Consider the following 18,934-nt stretch of genomic DNA (forward strand, 5'->3'; position numbering starts at 1 on the left):
GCAAAATACCATTCTAAAAATAGCGAACTAATTTTAGATTGCGTTAGCAAACGTTCGCTTGATTACTCTTGTTCTTCTTACAGACCAAGTACACCGAAGAATACGAAGCAAACAATACCGGAAACAATGGACATGGAGAGGCCCCAAATCAAAAGTTTACGGAACAGTACGCCTTTATCTTCGTACTCAGGAGCAGCTGCAATGCAGAGTGCGCCCAGAGTGGAAAGCGGAGAAGTATCTACAAGGTGGGAACCTACGTTGATAGCGGAAATGATGGAAATAGCATCGCCACCAGTTAATTCTACCAAACCAGGAGTCATCGGCAGGAACATCGGCATAATTACACCAGAGGAGCTGGAGTATGCAGACAGAACAGCCGGTACGAAGGATGCCCAGAAGCAGATAGTGGTCGGGCCAGCTACGGAGGACATAATCTGAACAAGGAAGTTCAGGCCACCGGATTTATCCATAACGTCGATCAATACGGATACGCCGCAAACCATCATGATTACGGACCAAGGCATTACTTTAACAGCAGCTTTGGAATCGCCGTAACCAGTGAGCATGAGTACAATAGAAAGTACGAAGGAAATAGAACCTACGTTAGAAAGCATATTGGTGAGCATTTTCGGCAGAGTGCCTTTAATACCAGGCAGCCCAGGAACTACTACCAAAAGAACGAGGAGTGCAACCATCAGCAAAGTGGTGGTCTGTGCAGCGTTGAACGGTTCCGGTTTCGGAGCCAGTTCATCGATATCCAGAGAAGCACCGCGCTGTTCTTTCAGCCATTTAGCGCCGCCCATTACCATAAAGCCTACTACAGTTACGAAGCCTTGTGCAAGAGTGGATTTGAAGTATACCATCCATGCAATAGCATCGAGTTGATCAGCAGGGATTCCGAGATCAGGAGCAACTTTAGCGATGATGCCGTTGGAGATGATGCCGGTCGGTGCAAACGGAGAGAATGCAGCGGCGTTGCAGGCACCTACTACGAGCAGGGTCATCAGGAATGCAGGCATTTTAACACGGCCGGCGATAGCCATAGCTACCGGAGCCATAAGTGCGCAGCCTGCGATGTTGCCAGGGCCGATAGTGGTCAAGAAGTCGGAAAGTAAGAAAATAATGATAGGAATTAAAGCAGTGTTGCCTTTGCAGACACGAATGGAATAAGCAGTGAGTTTTTCCATGGTGCCGTTGGTTTGTGCCATACCGAAAAGGAATGTAACACCAACCAGAATCATAAACAGGCTAAGCGGGAAAGCATTCATAATCTTACTTGCAGGGGTGCCGCCAAAGACGCCGCCTACGATAATACCGAACGCAATACCGAGGAAGCCTACGTTTAAATCCTCATTAACGCAGGAAATACCTACAAGAATAACCAACGCGAGGATGGACATTAAAGCAGGAAGTGAAATATCCAATTTCGTCACTCCAATCTTCATAAATTAGCTCAGATGAGCTAAACATAATAATGCCGTTAAGTTTCTGGCTTGACGGCTTATGCGGTACGCGGGCGGCATAACCGCCCGTTTAAACCGCAAGTAAACATTTTGTTAGCTATTTATTCAGCTAAGTTTAAAATTAATCTTCTTCTGCCGGGAAAGATTTATGGAGCAATTTCGTTAAACCAACGAAAAGTCCAATAACGATAAACATGGTCGGCAGAGCTACAGCCATCATAATAACAGCTTTTTCAGTTGCTCCCATTTTTACACCTCCAAAAATATTCCAGTGGAAAGCACGCTATAAGGAAAGTTACAAATTACAGATTACATTTTTTCCAGAGCAGGAATCATAGCAAGAACCAGACCACCTGCTACTACGGATGCAACCTGACCAGCAACGTTTACGCCGATAGCATGTTGGATGATGAAGTTAGTCGGGTCTTCTTTCAAAGCCATTTTAGCGATTACACGGCCGGACATCGGGAATGCGGAAATGCCGCAAGCACCGATCATCGGGTTGATTTTCTTAGCGCTGAACATGTTGAGAAGTTTAGCGAAGATAACGCCGCCAACGGTATCGAATACGAATGCAACAGCGCCGAGGCACATGATGAGAAGTACCTGAACATTCAGGAAACGTTCAGCAGTCATGGTACCGCCGATGGTAATACCAAGTACGAGGGTTACCAGGTTGGACAGTTCGTTCTGAGCGCAGTTGGACAGGTTATCAACAACACCGGATTCTTTAAGAACGTTACCGAACATAAGAGCACCGATAAGAGCAACAGACAGAGGAGATACAACGCCTGCTACGATAACGATCATGATCGGGAACAAGAATTTAGTGGTGTCAGATACAGGTTCTTCGTTTTCAAAGCCCATACGGATTTTGCGTTCGTTCTGAGTGGTAACAGCTTTGATAACAGGCGGTTGGATAACCGGAACCAAAGACATGTAGCAGTAAGCAGCTACGGACAGAGGTCCAAGCAGTTCTACTGCATAACGGCTTGCTACATAAATGGTGGTCGGGCCGTCAGCTGCACCGATGATACCGATAGAAGAAGCATGCGGGAAGGAGAAGCCCAGGAAAGTAGCGCCGATAGCGGTAGCGAAGATACCGAACTGAGCAGCTGCTGCGAACAGCATTACGGACGGACGGCGAATCAACGGAGCGAAGTCGCACATTGCGCCGATAGCAACGAAGATAAGTACAGGGAACAGTTCGTTTGCGATACCTGCATTGTACAGGGTAATCAAGAAGCCTTCAGCACCAGGTTCGGTGGATACTGCAGAAGAATGAGGAATGTTAGCCAGGATAGCACCGAAGCCAATCGGAAGCAGCAGAGCAGGTTCGTAGTCATATTTAACAGCGAGCCAAATCAGGATGCCGCCGATAATCCACATAATAATATGAGTATAGCTAAGACCAATAATACCCTTCAGGAGTTCTTCAAGGTAAGGGTATTGTACGAGTAAAGAATCCATTCTTAAACCTCCAATATTCAATTGCTTTCCTATAAATTCATCTGATAGCAGTGCCGGTAGCTAACTGCCGGCACGCTATTATGTTTGAAGAATTGAAGGAAATTAGCCGATAACTGCCATGATCTGGCCAGGTTTTACGTTTTCGTTAACGTCTACGTTGATGGATTTAACGGTGCCGTCAACAGGTGCAGCAATTTCGTTCTGCATTTTCATAGCTTCGAGCATAAGAACTACGTCGCCTTTTTTAACAGCGTCGCCAGCTTTAGCTACGATTTTGCTTACTTTACCAGGCATCGGAGCGGTAAGCGGGGTGTCGCCAGCTGCTACTGCTGCCGGAGCCGGAGCTGCTGCCGGAGCCGGAGCGGGAGCCGGAGCTGCTGCCGGAGCAGGAGCTGCTACCGGAGCCGGAGCGGGAGCTGCAACCGGAGCTGCTGCTACCGGAGCTGCTGCTACAACGCCTTCTTCTGCAACTTCAACGGTGTAAGCTACACCATTAACGTTAACTTTGAATTTTCTCATTTGAAATTCCTCCATTTCACTTTTTAAAAAATTTTATTTTCGTGCAGCAGATAACTGGTATCTGCTGCAGTCAAAACTAAAAATTAGTAGCACTCTTGTCTTTTGTTCATCAAAGACAAGCGGCCAGTCTGAGCCCAAAGCGTACTCGGTTTTTTAATACGTACTACAGCTACGCCGCCGCCAGCATGCTGGATAGCTGCTGCCATTGCTGCAATCATTTCATCGTCATTCATAACCATGCTGATTGCACCGCTGATAGCTGCAATTACTTCGGGGGGAGTGCCGGCGGGAACCGCAGGAGCCGGAGCTGCTGCTACCGGAGCCGGGGCTGCAGCTTTAGGAGCTTCTTTTTTCTTTTTGCTGCCGCCAAATAATCCAAAAAATCCCATTACGATTTCCCCTTTCTATGCATTAAAGCGGAATGTTACCGTGTTTCTTAGCCGGACGGCTTTCACGTTTGGAATCCAGCATTTGCAATGCATTGATAATGGTCGGGCGGGAATCTTTCGGTTGAATTACGATATCAACCATGCCACGTTTTGCAGCCTGATACGGGGTTGCAAAGTTGTCAATGTATTCAGCAGTTTTAGCTTCAACATCAGGATCTTTACGGAAGATGATGTTAGCTGCACCAGCAGGGCCCATAACTGCGATTTCAGCAGTCGGCCAAGCGATAACCTGGTCAGCACCAAGTTCCTGAGAGCACATTGCGAGGTAAGAACCGCCGTATGCTTTACGGGTAATCAAAGTAATTTTAGGTACGGTTGCTTCAGAGTATGCATAGAGCATCTTAGCGCCATGACGGATAATGCCGCCATATTCTTGGTTGGTGCCAGGCAGGAAGCCCGGAACGTCTACCAGGTTCAACAGAGGAATGTTGAAAGCGTCGCAGAAGCGAATGAAGCGGGAAGATTTGTCAGATGCATTGATATCAAGGCAACCTGCCATAACTTTCGGCTGGTTAGCAATAATACCTACGGTCTGGCCATCCATACGTGCGAAGCAGGTAATGATGTTCTGAGCGTAGTATTGCTGAGATTCATAGAATTCACCGTTATCAACAATGCTCTTGATAATGTCTTTCATATCATAAGGATGATTGGAATTATCAGGAATAATGCTGTTCAGTGCTTCGTCGGTTCTGGTCGGGGAGTCACCGGTTTCGATAATCGGTGCGCCTTCCATGTTGTTGGACGGAAGGAAGCTGAGCAGATAACGGATTTGTTTAATGCAGTCTTCGTCATTTTCAGCTGCAAAGTGAGCTACACCGGAAGTCTGGTTGTGGGTCATAGCGCCGCCCAGTTCTTCTTGGGTAACTTCTTCGCCGGTAACGGATTTAACAACTGCAGGGCCGGTAATGAACATTTTGGAAGTGTTCTTTACCATGTAGATGAAGTCGGTCAGAGCCGGGCTGTATACAGCGCCGCCTGCGGAAGGACCCATGATAGCAGAGATCTGAGGAATAACACCGGATGCGCTGGTGTTTTCGAAGAAGATCTTGCCATAGCCGCCCAGAGCGTCAACAGCTTCTTGGATACGAGCACCGCCGGAATCGTTCAGGCCAACGCACGGAGCACCCATTTTGAGAGCAAGGCGCTGTACTTTAACGATTTTGTTAGCATGCATTTCGCCGAGGGAGCCGCCTTCAACGGTGAAGTCCTGAGCGAATACATAAACCAGACGGCCGTCAACAGTGCCGTAACCGGTGGTTACACCTTCGCCCGGGAGTTCTTTTTTGTCCTGGCCGAAGTTGGTGCAACGATGGCTTACGAAACGATCCAATTCAACGAAGCTACCTTCGTCAAGTAATAATGCGATTCTCTCACGAGCAGTCAGTTTACCGCTAGCATGTTGTTTAGCAACTTTCTTTTCGCCGCCAGCTGCGATAATGTGTTCGGAGAGTTTGAGCATTTTCTCAATTCTTTCTTGAGTAGACAAATCTTACACCTCCATATAATTGGGGAGAACTTATTTATACATGCAGGCGGGCGTAGTATCAGGCGCCCGTCTGTTATGTATCTGATTTTTGATTGCTGCACAAGCAGCTTAATTTCTGTTCAGGCAGAAATTATTTTTTTGCAGGAGCGCAGAGTTCGAGCAAAATGCCAACAGATTTCGGATGAACGAAAGCAATGTCCATTCCGCCTGCACCACCGCGAGGTGCTTTGTCAATCATGATGCCGCCTTTTTCCTGTACGCCGGCGATAGCAGCTTCGATGTCGTCAACACGGAGAGCAATGTGCTGGATGCCCTGGCCGTTTTTAGCAATGTATTTGCCGATCGGGCCATCATTGTTTTCGGTAATATCAACAAGAAGCTCAAGCAGAGTTTCGCCGCAAGGAATGAATACGGTTTTTACGCCCTGTTCGGGAACCGGTTCTTCACCAGTGCATTCCAGACCGAGAACTTCGGTGTAGAATTTTTTGGATACATCCAAATCTTTGCAGGCAATACCTACATGGTCAACACAAATTACTTTGAACATTTTTAATTCCTCCTTAAAGAATTAATTTGGTGGTTTTATTTCAAAACTTTACCAACAATGTCATCAACTACAGAGTACGGTTCAATTTCGCGGCCCTGCAGTTTTTCTACCAAGGAATCAAATTCATCGGTAGCTACTACATTTTTATCAATGTAACGGTTTACTTTATCGTTAAGCATCGCAGTAACCTCGTTTTTAATGCGGGCTTTGCGGATTTTAACGATTTCACCGCTATCATTCAGATATTTCTGGTGCTCCTCAATGGAGTCTACAACTGCTTCTATGCCTTCACCCTTGCTGGCAATGGTCCGGTTGATCGGCGGACGCCAGCCAACATGTTCGGGATTTAATTCCAACATCATTTCAATCTCTATGTTGAGCTTGTCTGTGCCTTCACGATCAGCTTTGTTAATCGTGAACAAATCACCGATCTCAAGTATACCTGCTTTAATAGCCTGAATATCATCACCCATGCCCGGGATTACAACAACCATGGTGGTATCGGCAGTTTTTACGATATCAACTTCAGATTGCCCTACGCCTACGGTTTCAATGATAATGATGTCAAAGCCAAAAGCATCCATCAATTTGACTGCATCGCCTGCTTTTTGCGATAAGCCGCCCAAGCTGCCTCTGGTAGCCATAGAACGGACAAAAATGCCTTCATCCGAAGACAAATCCAACATTCTGATACGGTCGCCCAAGATAGCGCCGCCGGAGAACGGACTGGTGGGGTCTACTGCAATAATGCCAACAGTTTTACCGCGTTTACGGAATTCTTTGGCAAGTTTATCGGTCAAAGTACTTTTGCCAGCACCCGGAGGTCCGGTTATACCAATGACATAAGCATTGCCGGTGTGGGGATATAAAGCTGTCATAATTTCAACAGCATTGTCATACTCGTTTTCAACGGCCGTAATTGCTTTGGCCAGTGCCAAACGGTTGTGGTTTAATACGCCTTCAACAATGTTCAAATTTCACACCGCCTTGTTGAGGTCTGATAAAAATTTTAGGTTGCAAGGCGGACAAACCGCCTTGCAAATTTTTAAGACCTAATTATTTTACGTTTGCGTTGATGAAGTCAACGATAGCGCTGGTCGGGGTGCCAGGAGTGAATACTTCGGCAATGCCAGCAGCTTTCAGGCCCGGGATGTCAGCGTCAGGAATAACGCCGCCGCCGATAACCAGAACATCGTTCAGACCTTTTTCTTTCAAAAGTTCTACAACTTTCGGGAAAAGGGTGTTATGAGCGCCGGAGAGCAGGCTCAGAGCAACAACTTTAACGTCGTCCTGCAGAGCAGCTTCAGCGATTTGTTCCGGGGTCAGACGGATACCGGTATAAATTACTTCAAAACCAGCGTCGCGCAATGCACGAGCTACAACTTTAGCACCGCGGTCGTGTCCATCAAGACCCGGTTTTGCTACTAAAACTCTGATATTAGACATTATCTACTTACCTCCCTATTATTGTTGGCTAAGTTAATTACAGCTGGGTATGAGCCTGGTATTCGCCGAATACTTCTCTCATTACGCCGCAGATTTCGCCTTCGGTTGCATAAGCTTTAACAGCTTCGAGGATCAAAGGCATCAGGTTAACGCTTTCATCAGCGCAGCCTGCTTTAAGAGCAGCAAGGGTTTCTTCAACTTTAGCGTTGTCACGGCGAGCTTTCAATGCAGCAATTTTTTCAGCCTGCAGTTTGCCAACAGAGCCGTCTACGCGCAGCAGGTTTTTCGGGGGTTCTTCTTCCTGCTGGAATTTGTTAACGCCAACGATAATACGGTTGCCTTTTTCAACGTCCATCTGCCATTTGTAAGCGGAATCCTGAATTTCTTTCTGGATGTAGCCTTTAGCGATAGCTTCCGGAGCGCCGCCGAGTTCATCAATTTTCTTAATGTAATCCCAGCATTCAGCTTCGATCTTATTGGTCAAAGCTTCTACATAGTAGGAACCGCCCAACGGGTCAATGGTGTCAGCCAGGCCGGATTCGTAAGCAACGATTTGCTGAGTACGCAGAGCGATGGTTACGGATTCAGTGGTCGGCAGAGCCAAAGCTTCGTCTTTGGAGTTGGTGTGCAGGGACTGGGTACCACCCATTACTGCAGCTGCGGTTTGCAGAGCAACACGAACGATGTTGTTGTTCGGCTGCTGAGCGGTCAGCATGGAACCAGCGGTTTGGGTATGTACGCGGAGCATCATGGATTTAGCTTTCTTAGCGCCGAATCTTTCTTTCATAACTTTAGCCCATACACGACGGGAAGCGCGGAATTTAGCAACTTCTTCGAGTACGTTGTTGTGAGCATTCCAGAAGAAGGACAGACGGCCAGCGAAAGCATCAACGTCCATGCCAGCTTTGATAGCAGCTTCTACATAAGCAATGCCGTCAGCGATGGTGAATGCGATTTCCTGAGCAGCGGTGGAACCAGCTTCACGGATATGGTAACCGGAAATGGAGATGGTGTTCCACAGCGGAACATTTTTGGAGCAATATTCAAAAATGTTGGTGATCAAACGCATGGAGGGTTTAGGCGGGAAGATATAAGTGCCGCGAGCAGCATATTCTTTCAGGATATCGTTCTGAATGGTGCCGCGGAGTTTATCAGCGGAAACGCCTTGTTTTTCAGCAACTGCGATGTACATGCAGAGCAGTACGGATGCAGGAGCGTTGATGGTCATAGAAGTGGAAACTTTGTCCAGAGGAATACCGTCGAACAGGATTTCCATATCTGCCAGGGAGTCGATAGCTACGCCTACTTTACCAACTTCGCCTTCGGACATCGGGTCGGTGGAATCATAACCGATCTGGGTCGGGAGGTCGAATGCGCAAGACAGGCCGCTGCCGCCGTTAGCCAGCAGGTATTTATAACGTTTGTTGGATTCTTCAGCAGTGGAGAAACCAGCATACATACGCATGGTCCAGAAACGGCCGCGGTACATGGTAGGTTGTACACCACGGGTGAAAGGATATTCACCAGGGAAACCGAGGTCTCTTTCATAATCGAAACCTTCGATGTCAAGCGGGGTGTAGAGTCTGTTAGGCTCCAGGTTTGCGCGTTCAGGGAATTTAACCAGTTTAGCTTCTACTTCTTCATGGTATTTAGCTAAGCCAGCTTTCAGAGTTTCATTTGACATTCTCAAATCCTCCTTAAAATTTTTGTTTTCATACTCGGGTTGGACTTCCCGGGTACGGTGAGAGTGTCCGTCAAAGACGGTCTATGGCAAAGCCTTTCGGCTTCGTCAACATATTTATTTAAGCTGTGCCGGAGGACTCGCTACCGCCGGCACAGGCTTAAGCCCCAATTAAACTGGGATTATTTTTCCATGGTGCCGGTTTTGTTGAAGCGGTTATGGAAATCGAAAGCTTCTTCAAGCAGATGCGGAGTCTGGCTGTTGCCGCAAGCTTCGCAAGCTCTGTGGAAGTAATCCAGCAGCATCGGCTGATATTTCGGGTTAGCAATCTGATCAATGATGATCGGAGCTTTTTCTTTCGGAGTCAGGCCACGGAGGTCAGCAACGCCGCGTTCGGAAACGATAACGTCAACGTCGAGGGTTGCATGGTCGATATGGCTGCAGAACGGAACAACGGAGCTGATTTTGCCGCCTTTTGCCAGGGAGTTGGCGAAGAATACGGTGAGGTAACCGTTACGGGCAAAGTCGCCGGAACCGCCAACGCCGTTCATCAATTTGGTGCCGCAGATATGAGTGGAGTTTACGTTGCCGTAAATATCAACTTCAATAGCGGTGTTCATTGCGATAACGCCAATGCGGCGTGCAACTTCAGGGCTGTTGGAGATTTCCTGCGGACGGAGAATCAGGTAAGGTTTGTAATGGTCAAGGTTTTCATAGAATTTTTTCTGGCATTCCGGAGACGGAGTCAGAGCGGTACCGGAAGCAACACGGAGTTTGCCGGCATCGATGAGGTCGAACATACCGTCTTGGATAACTTCGGTGTAAACGGTGAGGTCTTCGAAGTCGGAGTTAACAAGGCCGTTGATAACAGCGTTAGCAACGGAGCCTACGCCGGACTGCAGCGGAAGCAGGTTTTTCGGCAGGCGGCCTTCAGCAACTTCTTTTTTGAAGAATGCTACGAGGTTTTCGCCCATGTGTTTAGCGTCTTCGTCGATTTCGCCGAGCGGACGAACTTTATCGGTGATGTCGCAAGGAACAACAGCAACGATTTTGTCGAGTTCGCAAGGAATGTACGGAGTACCAATGCGGTCTTCCGGTCTTTCGATAGGAATCGGTTTACGGTACGGAGGATCAAGAGGTACATAGGAGTCATGCATGCCTTCCAAACCTACCGGTTGGCTGGTGTTAACTTCTACGATAACTTTTTTAGCGCCTGCTACATAAGAGGAGCTGTTGCCCATGGAAGTGGTCGGGATAAGGCCTACTTTGCCGTCGCCGAGGTCGTTGATTTTGCATACTTCAACGATTGCTACGTCTACGCCTTTGCGGTTAGCCATGAAGCCATAGCGAACCATCTGTGCCATGTGGCTGAGGTGAATGTCAGCATATTTTACTTTACCTTCGTTGATAGCTTTGCGGAGGGTGCCGTTGGTCTGATAAGGCAGGCGGCGGTCCATAATGCCAGCTTCTACCATTGCCTGGTCAATTTCAGGGCCTACAGAAGCGCCGGTCCAAACGTTAACTTTGAAATCGGTGCCTTTGTATCTTTCAGACAGGGCAAGAGGTACAGCTTTCGGATAGCCAGACGGAGTAAAGCCGCTGACACCCAAGTTGTCACCATTGTGAATAAAGTCGGTTGCGGCTTCTGCGCTCATTACTTTGCCAGCAACCGCATCGCAAATACGATCTTTAATATCGATCATGTTCCTTCCTCCTTGAAATTAAATATATATGGTTTCTGCCTTTCGGCACTTAACTTATCCGGCGAAAAATACTCTGCAAACGCCAGGCGTTTGTCTATACCGTCCGCCAAATAAGGCAAACCCATAACATAAAAAAGGAGCACTTTAGTGTTATCCCGAAATTTAATAATTAAACTCAATAACGCCAAGTGCCAGCTCACGCATTTTCCGGAGCGGGCACGCCCGGACTGCAAGCCGCCGGCGTAAGGCTTCCGTAAGGGTTCCGCTACCCTGTTGTCTGCCAACGCCTGAACATACCTTCTTTTGGTTTCTTTATATACTTCGACACCACCTGCAAAATTCCTTCTGCCGAAGCTCTATTTGTGATATTTTTTTGAAATTTTTTATGAAATTGCCGTTAAATATTCAGATTTTCATCTAACGATATTATAGCACATAACTTGTCAGGATATTTTCTGAATTTTTAACAAGCTCAGGCCCTTTTCTGACCCTTACAATATAATAGCAGTAAAATTGTAACATGGCAAGCCTTTTGTTTACATTTTTTAAAGAAATACCCTTCAGACTCAAAAGTCCGAAGGGTATTTTATAGCATTTTATTAGTATATTTAACGTATTTGCCGGTGATAGTGCGTGTGCAGGAGATTGTGTGCTTTTTCTCCAAGCGGTTTGCCCAGCCAAGTATCATAAAGTTCAATTATTTCAGGATTTTCGTGCGATTTTCGTAACTCATTGGCTCTGTCACAATCAAAGAGTCCCTTTCTGCGCAGTTTCCTGATTTCGGCATTAACCGGAACAGGCTGCCCGCCGCCGCCGATACATCCGCCCGGGCATGCCATTACTTCAATGAACTGATAATCGGCAGTGCCGTTTTTAACTCTTTCCAGCATTTCCATTGCCGATTTAAGAGTATGTACAACGGCAATTTTTATTTTTTTGCCGGCAATTTCAAGCTCCGCCTCGCGGGTATGTTCCATGCCGCGCACTTCTTCATAATCAACGTGCGGCAGGTTTTCACCGGCAAGCACATCGGCAACTGTTCTCAGCGCCGCTTCCATAACGCCGCCGGTTGTGCCGAAAATTACGCCCGCGCCGCTGCCCGTGCCAAGCGGAGAATCAAAGTTTTCTTCCGGCAGGTTTTTAAAATCAATGCCTGCTTCGCGTATCATGCGCCCAAGTTCGCGCGTGGTAATTACTATATCAACGTCGCGGTAACCGGAATCGCACATTTCAGGCCTTGCGGCTTCCGCCTTTTTGGCCGTGCACGGCATAACAGATACACTGACTATTTTGGCAGGGTCAATGCCGGCTTTTTCCGGATAATAGGTTTTGGCGATTGCACCGAACATCTGCTGCGGCGATTTGGCCGTGGAAAGATGGTCCAAGAGCTCAGGATATTTCAGTTCAATCATATTAACCCAGCCCGGGCTGCACGAAGTAATCATTGGCAGCAGCCCGCCGTTTTGCAGGCGGTCTAAAAATTCATAACCTTCTTCCATAATGGTAAGGTCGGCAGAAAAATCAGTATCAAAAACTTTATCAAAACCCAGATGGCGCAGTGCTGCAACCATTTTGCCTGTTACAATGCTGCCGGGTTCCATGCCCAGTTCTTCGCCAATGGCAACGCGCACGGAAGGAGCAGTCTGCACAATAACGATTTTATCGGGGTCGTTAATGGCGTCCCAAACTTTCTCGGTGTCGTCGCGTTCAACAATGGCGCCGGTCGGGCAAACGCTGGCGCACTGGCCGCAGTAGCTGCACGCCACATTGCCGAGGTCCTGTTCAAACGCAGTTGAAACGATGGTATCAAACCCGCGGTTGGCAAAGCTGTAAACATTCATGCCCTGCACATCGCGGCAAACGCGTATACAGCGCCCGCAGAGAATACATTTTTCCTGGTCGCGCACAAGGCAGGGGTTGCTGCCGTCAATGGTATGGGCTTTGCGTGCGCCGCCTTCAAAGCGGATTTTGCGCAGGCCAAGGTCTGCGGCAATTTTTTGCAGTTCGCAGTCCCCGCTTTTCTGGCAGGACAGGCAGTCTTTGGGGTGGTTCGCCAAAAGCAGTTCAACAACCATTTTGCGCGCTGCCCTTACTTTAGGCGTGTTGGTTTTAACTACCATGCCTTCCGCTACCGGATATACGCAGGAAGCGACAAGGCTTCTTGCCCCGCTTGCTTCCACCACGCACAGGCGGCAGGCGCCTTCCGGCGCAAGCTCCGGATGGTAGCACAGAGTTGGTATATAAATTCCGGCACTGCGTGCCGCTTCCAAAATTGTTGCATTTTTAGGGGCCTGTACAGTTTGCCCATTAATTGTTAAGGTAACCATTTCCATTGTTCTGCCCCCTTATCCCTTAACTATTGCCTTAAACGGGCAGGCTGCCATGCAGGCGCCGCATTTAATGCATTTAGTGGTATCAATAACGTGCTGGCTGCGCGGCTGGCCGCTGATGGCCTGAACCGGGCATTGGCGCGCGCAGAGGCCGCAGCCTTTGCATTTATCCGTAATCTGATAGTTGGCAAGTTTTTCACATACTCCTGCCGGACAGCGTTTTTCTTTAATATGTGCTTCGTATTCGTCGCGGAAATATTTAAGCGTACTGAGTACGGGGTTAGGCGCTGTCTGCCCAAGGCCGCAGAGTGCAGTTTCTTTAATATTGCCGGCCAGTTCCTCCAAAAGTTCAATATCGCCTTCGCGCCCCTGCCCTTCCGTAATGCGGGTTAAAATTTCCAGCATACGTTTGGTGCCTTCGCGGCAGGGTGTGCATTTGCCGCAGGATTCGGACTGCGTAAAGTTAAGGAAGAATTTGGCAACATCAACCATGCAGGTATCTTCGTCCATAACTACAAGGCCGCCGCTGCCCATCATTGCGCCGACGGAAATCAGCGAATCGTAATCAACGGAAAGGTCGAGCATGGATTCCGGCAGGCAGCCGCCGGACGGGCCGCCAATCTGTACGGCTTTGAATTTTTTGCCATTGGTAATGCCGCCGCCGATATCAAAAATAATCTCGCGCATGGTAATGCCCATCGGCACTTCGGCAAGGCCTGTGTTGTTGATTTTGCCGGTAAGGGCAAATACTTTGGTGCCTTTGGATTTTTCCGTGCCGAAGCCGCAGTACCAATCTGCGCCGTTGGTAATAATGGAAGCTACGTTTGCGAAAGTTTCTACGTTGTTAATATTGGTAGGCTTGCCCCACAGGCCCGATACTGCCGGGAACGGCGGGCGCGGGCGCGGCATGCCGCGGCGTCCTTCGATAGATGCCATAAGCGCGGTTTCTTCGCCGCATACAAAGGCACCGGCGCCTTCTTTTATATGAATTTTAAAACTGAATTTGCTGCCGAAAATACTCTTGCCCAAAAGGCCCATTTGTTCGGCCTGGTCAATAGCTATGCGCAGGCGCTTGATAGCCAGCGGATATTCCGCACGCACATAAATATAGCCTTCGTCGGCACCGATGGCATAACCGCAGATTGCCATACCTTCAAGCACTTTATGCGGGTCGCCTTCAAGCACGCTGCGGTCCATAAAAGCACCGGGGTCGCCCTCGTCGGCGTTACAGATAACATATTTTTTATCGTTTACGGAATTAGCGGCAAACTGCCATTTCATACCGGTGGGGAAACCGCCGCCGCCGCGTCCGCGCAGGCCGGATTTTTTAACTTCGTCAATAACCTCCTGCGGAGTCATGGTGGTAACGGCTTTGGCAAGCGCCTCATAGCCGCCTACCGCAATATATTCTTCTATCTGTTCCGGGTTAATGGCGCCGCAGTGTTCAAGCACCAGGCGTTTTTGCTTTTTATAAAAATTAATTTCCGAATAGAAAGGAATCTGTTCATGCGTAAGCGGTTCGTGGTATAAAAGACGCTCAACAATGCGCCCTTTAAACAAATGGCTTTCTACAATTTCTTCCACATCTTCCGGTTTTACGCGGCAGTAAAAAGTACCTTCCGGGTAAATAATTACCAGCGGGCCATGCTCGCAAAAGCCGTGGCAGCCGGTTTCTACAATCATAACCTCGTCGCTCAGCCCTTTTTGTTCAAGCTGTTTGGCAAACTCCAGCTGCACTTCTTTGCTGCCCGCAGATTTACAGCCGGTACCGCCGCAGACAAGGACATGTGCTCTTATATGCTGCATAAAAAACCCTCCCCGATTTTATTCCTGTTCTATCTTGCCTACAACAAGCTCCTGCACTACTCTGCCGTTAACTACGTGTTCGGCAATAATTTTTTTTACATCTGCCGGTTTTACTTTGCCGTAGGTAATGCGCGGTTCTCCGGGCCGCACAACATCCACCAGCACTTCTTTTTCGCACATGCCGATGCAGCCGGTCTGCTGCACCTGCACATCCGTCAGATGGCGTACAGCCAGTTCGTCAAGCACGGCTTTCATTACTTCGCGCGCACCGGCAGCAATGCCGCAGGTGCCCATGCCGATAATAATTTTGGTAGTGCTGTTCTGACGGACTTTAATATCGTTTTTCAGCTTTTCCCTTAAAGCCTTCAAATCCTCCAAAGTTTTCATTTTATTCCTCCTGCCCGGCATGCAGCGCGCCAAGCTGCTGCCTCAGATATTCTTCAGTCCAGCGGTAAATTTCCGGATGCGCAAAATCGGTGTCTTGCCCCAAAACCTCACGCACTTGGCGAGTGTCAAAGCAAAAAGCGCCGTTTGCCGCTTTATAGTTAAAAACAAGGTTAAGCTCAGGCGCGCCTGCCAGCAAAACGGCAATGCTGCCTGCAATATCGCCCAAGGGCGGACGGTCAATGTTATCTGCCTTAAAAGCGGCTTTAACAACTGTGCCCTCTCCCGGCTGCGATTTAATATCAAAATAACCGCCGCACTGGCTTGTTACCATATCCATAAAAGGTATGCCCATGCCTACTTTGCGTGTAAGGCGTGTAGTAACAAACGGGTCGCGCACTTTTTTAACCATTTCTTCCGTCATGCCGCGCCCGTCGTCACTGATGGAAAAAGTAAAATATCCGTTTTCGTTTTCATCAATGTCAATTTGCAGATTACGGGCACCGGCCTCAACCGAGTTTTGCGCCAAATCAAGTATATGCAGTGAAAGTTCTCTCATAATTACTGGTATTTTGCCAAAATAGCCTTTAATTTATCCGGCGTCAGCCTGCCGTGGGTATCTTCGTTAACCTGCATAACAGGGGCCAGGCCGCATGCGCCGATGCAGGCAACCGTTTCCAGCGTAAAGCGCAGGTCGTCAGTTGTATGGCCAGCTTTAATGTCAAGTTCTTTTTCCAGCGCCTGCAGAATAGTTTTACCGCCGCGTACGTGGCAGGCAGTGCCCTGGCATACGCGGATAATATTGCGCCCGCGCGGATTAAGATGGAACTGCGAATAAAAAGTTACAACGCCGTAAATCTGCGCAATGGGGGTGCCGGTTTGTGCGGCAACATATTCCAGCGCGTCTTTAGGCAGATAATTATACAAGGATTGTACTTCCTGTAAAATCGGAATCAGTGCGCCCTTAACGCCTTCATATTTGGCAAGGATTGCGTCAATGCGGGTCTTTTCCGGATTTTCGCCGCCGCAGCAGCTGCATGTTCTCTCCACAAAGCTCATAGTACATTCTCTCCTTACTGTTAAATTTAAATGTACATATATTACTATAACAAAACACCGGCTTATATGCAACACTAATTAACATGTATACTTTAATTAGTGTACACTATATCATTTTTAATAATCACGGTTCTCCAAAAAACAGCCCGGCTGCCAGCTGCGTCCGTCCTCTGCCGCAAGCGCAAGTTTCAGCTCTGCCACCGTTAAACTTTTAACCGTAATTAAATTTTTAGGGCCGTTAATAAAGCTGTCCATCATGTGTGCGTCGCTGTCGGTAACATAGTTTAAGCCGCCAAGCGCCAGTTTCAGCTTCTGTTCTTTTAATTCTCTAATGCCGGCAGGGCTTATTTCAGCCGCTGCCAGCCCCATATCCGAAGGCAGAAAGCCAAGCTGCATCAAAAGGCTGTACGAGGGCCTGTCAACATGCGCAGCTATTGCCATGCCGCCCATGGCGTTTACTTTTTGTATAACTTCCGCAGCAGGCAGTTTTAAAGGCCCAAGCAGCATGCGTTCTTCTTCGGCTATAAAGTTATCGTCATCATCAACAATAAACTGCGCGCCAAAACGCTCTGCGTTGTTTTTAAGCCCGCTCATATTGGCATCAACTATTTTCTGCCACGCAGCCAGCTGCTCCAGCGTATCAAACAGCACAACTATGTGCGCTTCTTCGCGGCATTCAACTTCCATGCCCGGAAAAACCTTAACACCGTAGTTTTTGGCTGCTTCAACCGCCGCCGCGGCATTGGCAGAAGCATTATGGTCCGTAATGGCAACCGCATCTACGCCGTACTGCGCCGCCCGCATAACAATATGGTGCGGCGTCATTTCTATTTCCGCGCAGGGCGAAAGCAGGGTATGGATATGGAAATCAGCCAGTAAGGTTTTCATTTTCCGTTGGTAATGCCAAGGGCATAAAGCTGCCCGGCTACAACATAAGCAGGCAAATCAGTAACGGCAATGTTTATATTGTTGGCATCGGCTTTTTTCAGCGTTTCTTCTTCTACCGGAGCGCCGCCTGCCACAACCACAGCCGCAAGGCCTATTAAAGATGCCACTGCAGCCACGTTCTGATGCCCCTGCATTGTTATCCATACCATGCCGGGTTCGGCCTGACCCATAACATTGCTTAAAAGGTCAGAAGCATAGCCGCCCGTAACCTCGCCCTGCATGTCACCGGTATGCGTTAAAAGCTGCAAATTCAAACTGTTAATTACTTCCTTTATCTGCATTGTTTTCTTCTCCGTTATCGTTAAAATCGTTATTGTCAATAGGTATCTGCCGTGCAAGTTCCAGCATGCCGTGCGCAAGCTTTTTAACGCTGGCACGCAGTTTAAAAATGCAGTCTATTTCCGTTGCCTTACCCTGAACAATATCTTCCGCAAGGCACTGGCAGTTTGGCGCGCCGCACGCGCCGCAGTCCAGCCCCGGCAGGGAATTGAGCACTTCTTCCATTTGTTCAAACTTCTTCATAGCTTCCAAAATATCGTCGTCAAGCTGCATCATCGGGCGCGGCACCAGTTTTTTTACATAAGCGCCGGATTTTGGGAAACCCTCGCAGACCATGCTCTGCTTCATTGCCTCCACCCTGTCTGCCGGTTCGTGTTCACGCATCCGCGCAAGGCGCAGCTTAAGGTTCTTTTCCGCCACAAATTTATTTTCAGCCGTCAGCGGGCCGCCGATACAGCCGCCACTGCATGCGCTGCATTCAACATAATCAACGTCCGGCATTTTATTCATGGAAATCTGCTCCAGCACGTCATACACGTTTTCTATGCCATGCACCGCCAGACCTTTTTCCACGCCTACGGCCGCAAGTTCGCCGCCGTAACAGCCCCAGCCCATGCCGTAGGAAGAAGCCGCGGTTATTTTTTTGCTTTCTTTAACGCTGCCGATAGAGCGCATCAGCCTGCCGTAAATTTCCGAAATGGCAATGCTGCCGCTGAGCTGTGTATGCACTACGTCTACCGACTGGCGGATATTGGCGTCTTTCGAAGGGCAGGGCGCCAGAAACCATACGCCAACCTGTGATTCTTCAAGCCCCAGCCGTTCCATAGCCTCTTTTTTTACATAAATTGCGGCAGCCTCCACAGGCGGAAGCACCGGCACTACCTGTTTGATAAGTTCCGGGAACTTAACCTGAATAAGGCGCAGCACCGCCGGGCAGGTGCAGGAAATTAAAGGCTTGCGCCCACCATTGTAGTTTTTAATGTAGTCTGCAATTTCCAGGGAAATATATTCCGAAGCCACAGCAACGTCAAAAATTTCATCAAAGCCAAGGTTGCTTAAGCCCCCACGTATTGTTTCCTCCGAAATATCGGCCGGAAACTGCGCGTACAGCGAAGGAGGAGGCAAAACGATATTATATTGGTATTTTTTTATTTCTTCCAGTTTGTCCGAATATGCTTCCACCGCGTGATACGCACAGCGGCGCATACATTCGCCGCAGTCTATGCAGCGCGCCGCTATAAGTTCGGCCTTGCCGTTGCGCACCCTGATAGCATCGGTAGGGCACGCCTTAACGCAGGTTACGCAGCCTTTGCATTTGGAAGGCACAAAGCGGACGGAATGAATATAGCCTTCTGCCAATG

The 18,934-nt window shown here is 48.5% G+C and carries 20 protein-coding genes; all 20 read right to left on the reverse strand.

Annotated features, from left to right (window positions below; genetic code table 11):
* Positions 1-77: 77 nt before the first annotated feature.
* A complete protein-coding gene (locus tag M3079_RS07730; RefSeq protein ID WP_249078485.1) occupies positions 78-1,424 on the reverse strand; it encodes an SLC13 family permease in 1,347 nt (448 codons plus the stop codon).
* Positions 1,425-1,584: 160 nt separating this feature from the next.
* Positions 1,585-1,710, reverse strand: a complete 126-nt coding sequence (locus M3079_RS09425) for a hypothetical protein (RefSeq protein ID WP_283162465.1) — start codon at positions 1,708-1,710, stop codon at positions 1,585-1,587.
* Between the two features lie 62 nt (positions 1,711-1,772).
* Complete coding sequence (locus tag M3079_RS07735) at positions 1,773-2,933, reverse strand: sodium ion-translocating decarboxylase subunit beta (RefSeq protein WP_249078487.1); 1,161 nt, start codon at positions 2,931-2,933, stop codon at positions 1,773-1,775.
* Positions 2,934-3,035: 102 nt separating this feature from the next.
* Positions 3,036-3,452: a biotin/lipoyl-containing protein gene (locus M3079_RS07740; protein WP_249078489.1), complete on the reverse strand. Its 417-nt coding sequence runs from the start codon at positions 3,450-3,452 to the stop codon at positions 3,036-3,038.
* 83 nt (positions 3,453-3,535) lie between these two features.
* Complete coding sequence (locus tag M3079_RS07745; RefSeq protein ID WP_021715447.1) at positions 3,536-3,841, reverse strand: hypothetical protein; 306 nt, start codon at positions 3,839-3,841, stop codon at positions 3,536-3,538.
* Positions 3,842-3,863: 22 nt separating this feature from the next.
* Positions 3,864-5,363 carry a carboxyl transferase domain-containing protein gene (locus M3079_RS07750; RefSeq protein ID WP_249078549.1) on the reverse strand — a complete coding sequence of 500 codons (1,500 nt, stop codon included), beginning with the start codon at positions 5,361-5,363 and terminating at the stop codon, positions 3,864-3,866.
* Between the two features lie 157 nt (positions 5,364-5,520).
* Complete coding sequence (gene mce, locus M3079_RS07755; protein WP_021715445.1) at positions 5,521-5,937, reverse strand: methylmalonyl-CoA epimerase; 417 nt, start codon at positions 5,935-5,937, stop codon at positions 5,521-5,523.
* Between the two features lie 35 nt (positions 5,938-5,972).
* Positions 5,973-6,911, reverse strand: coding sequence for a methylmalonyl Co-A mutase-associated GTPase MeaB (meaB, locus tag M3079_RS07760; RefSeq protein ID WP_021715444.1), 939 nt, complete (start codon positions 6,909-6,911; stop codon positions 5,973-5,975).
* An 82-nt stretch (positions 6,912-6,993) separates the two neighbouring features.
* Complete coding sequence (locus tag M3079_RS07765; RefSeq protein WP_021715443.1) at positions 6,994-7,383, reverse strand: cobalamin B12-binding domain-containing protein; 390 nt, start codon at positions 7,381-7,383, stop codon at positions 6,994-6,996.
* 37 nt (positions 7,384-7,420) lie between these two features.
* Complete coding sequence (locus M3079_RS07770; RefSeq protein WP_249078491.1) at positions 7,421-9,067, reverse strand: methylmalonyl-CoA mutase family protein; 1,647 nt, start codon at positions 9,065-9,067, stop codon at positions 7,421-7,423.
* A gap of 179 nt (positions 9,068-9,246) precedes the next feature.
* A complete protein-coding gene (locus M3079_RS07775; protein ID WP_249078492.1) occupies positions 9,247-10,767 on the reverse strand; it encodes a succinate CoA transferase in 1,521 nt (506 codons plus the stop codon).
* Positions 10,764-11,051, reverse strand: a complete 288-nt coding sequence (locus tag M3079_RS07780; RefSeq protein WP_044896651.1) for a hypothetical protein — start codon at positions 11,049-11,051, stop codon at positions 10,764-10,766. Before M3079_RS07780 ends, M3079_RS07775 begins: the two co-directional genes overlap by 4 nt.
* Positions 11,052-11,375: 324 nt before the next feature.
* Positions 11,376-13,100, reverse strand: coding sequence for an NADH-dependent [FeFe] hydrogenase, group A6 (locus M3079_RS07785; protein WP_249078494.1), 1,725 nt, complete (start codon positions 13,098-13,100; stop codon positions 11,376-11,378).
* 12 nt (positions 13,101-13,112) lie between these two features.
* Positions 13,113-14,903 (reverse strand): NADH-quinone oxidoreductase subunit NuoF, encoded by a 1,791-nt coding sequence (gene nuoF / locus M3079_RS07790; RefSeq protein WP_249078496.1) that lies wholly within the window; start codon positions 14,901-14,903, stop codon positions 13,113-13,115.
* A gap of 18 nt (positions 14,904-14,921) precedes the next feature.
* A complete protein-coding gene (locus M3079_RS07795) occupies positions 14,922-15,290 on the reverse strand; it encodes a (2Fe-2S) ferredoxin domain-containing protein (RefSeq protein WP_021715438.1) in 369 nt (122 codons plus the stop codon).
* Between the two features lies 1 nt (position 15,291).
* Positions 15,292-15,846, reverse strand: a complete 555-nt coding sequence (locus M3079_RS07800) for an ATP-binding protein (protein ID WP_021715437.1) — start codon at positions 15,844-15,846, stop codon at positions 15,292-15,294.
* A 2-nt stretch (positions 15,847-15,848) separates the two neighbouring features.
* The gene (nuoE, locus tag M3079_RS07805; protein WP_021715436.1) at positions 15,849-16,346 is read right to left on the reverse strand and encodes an NADH-quinone oxidoreductase subunit NuoE; all 498 of its coding nucleotides are present in this window, start codon (positions 16,344-16,346) and stop codon (positions 15,849-15,851) included.
* A 117-nt stretch (positions 16,347-16,463) separates the two neighbouring features.
* Positions 16,464-17,234, reverse strand: a complete 771-nt coding sequence (locus tag M3079_RS07810; RefSeq protein ID WP_249078498.1) for a PHP domain-containing protein — start codon at positions 17,232-17,234, stop codon at positions 16,464-16,466.
* Entirely contained in the window at positions 17,231-17,575 is a 345-nt protein-coding gene (locus M3079_RS07815) for a serine kinase (RefSeq protein ID WP_249078499.1), read from the reverse strand. Before M3079_RS07815 ends, M3079_RS07810 begins: the two co-directional genes overlap by 4 nt.
* The gene (locus M3079_RS07820; protein WP_249078501.1) at positions 17,553-18,932 is read right to left on the reverse strand and encodes a [Fe-Fe] hydrogenase large subunit C-terminal domain-containing protein; all 1,380 of its coding nucleotides are present in this window, start codon (positions 18,930-18,932) and stop codon (positions 17,553-17,555) included. The genes M3079_RS07815 and M3079_RS07820 overlap by 23 nt, the downstream gene beginning before the upstream one ends.
* Between the last annotated feature and the right edge of the window lie 2 nt (positions 18,933-18,934).

Source organism: Phascolarctobacterium sp. ET69 (genome assembly GCF_023336935.1).
In the GTDB taxonomy this organism is placed as follows: domain Bacteria; phylum Bacillota; class Negativicutes; order Acidaminococcales; family Acidaminococcaceae; genus Fusicatenibacter_A; species Fusicatenibacter_A intestinipullorum.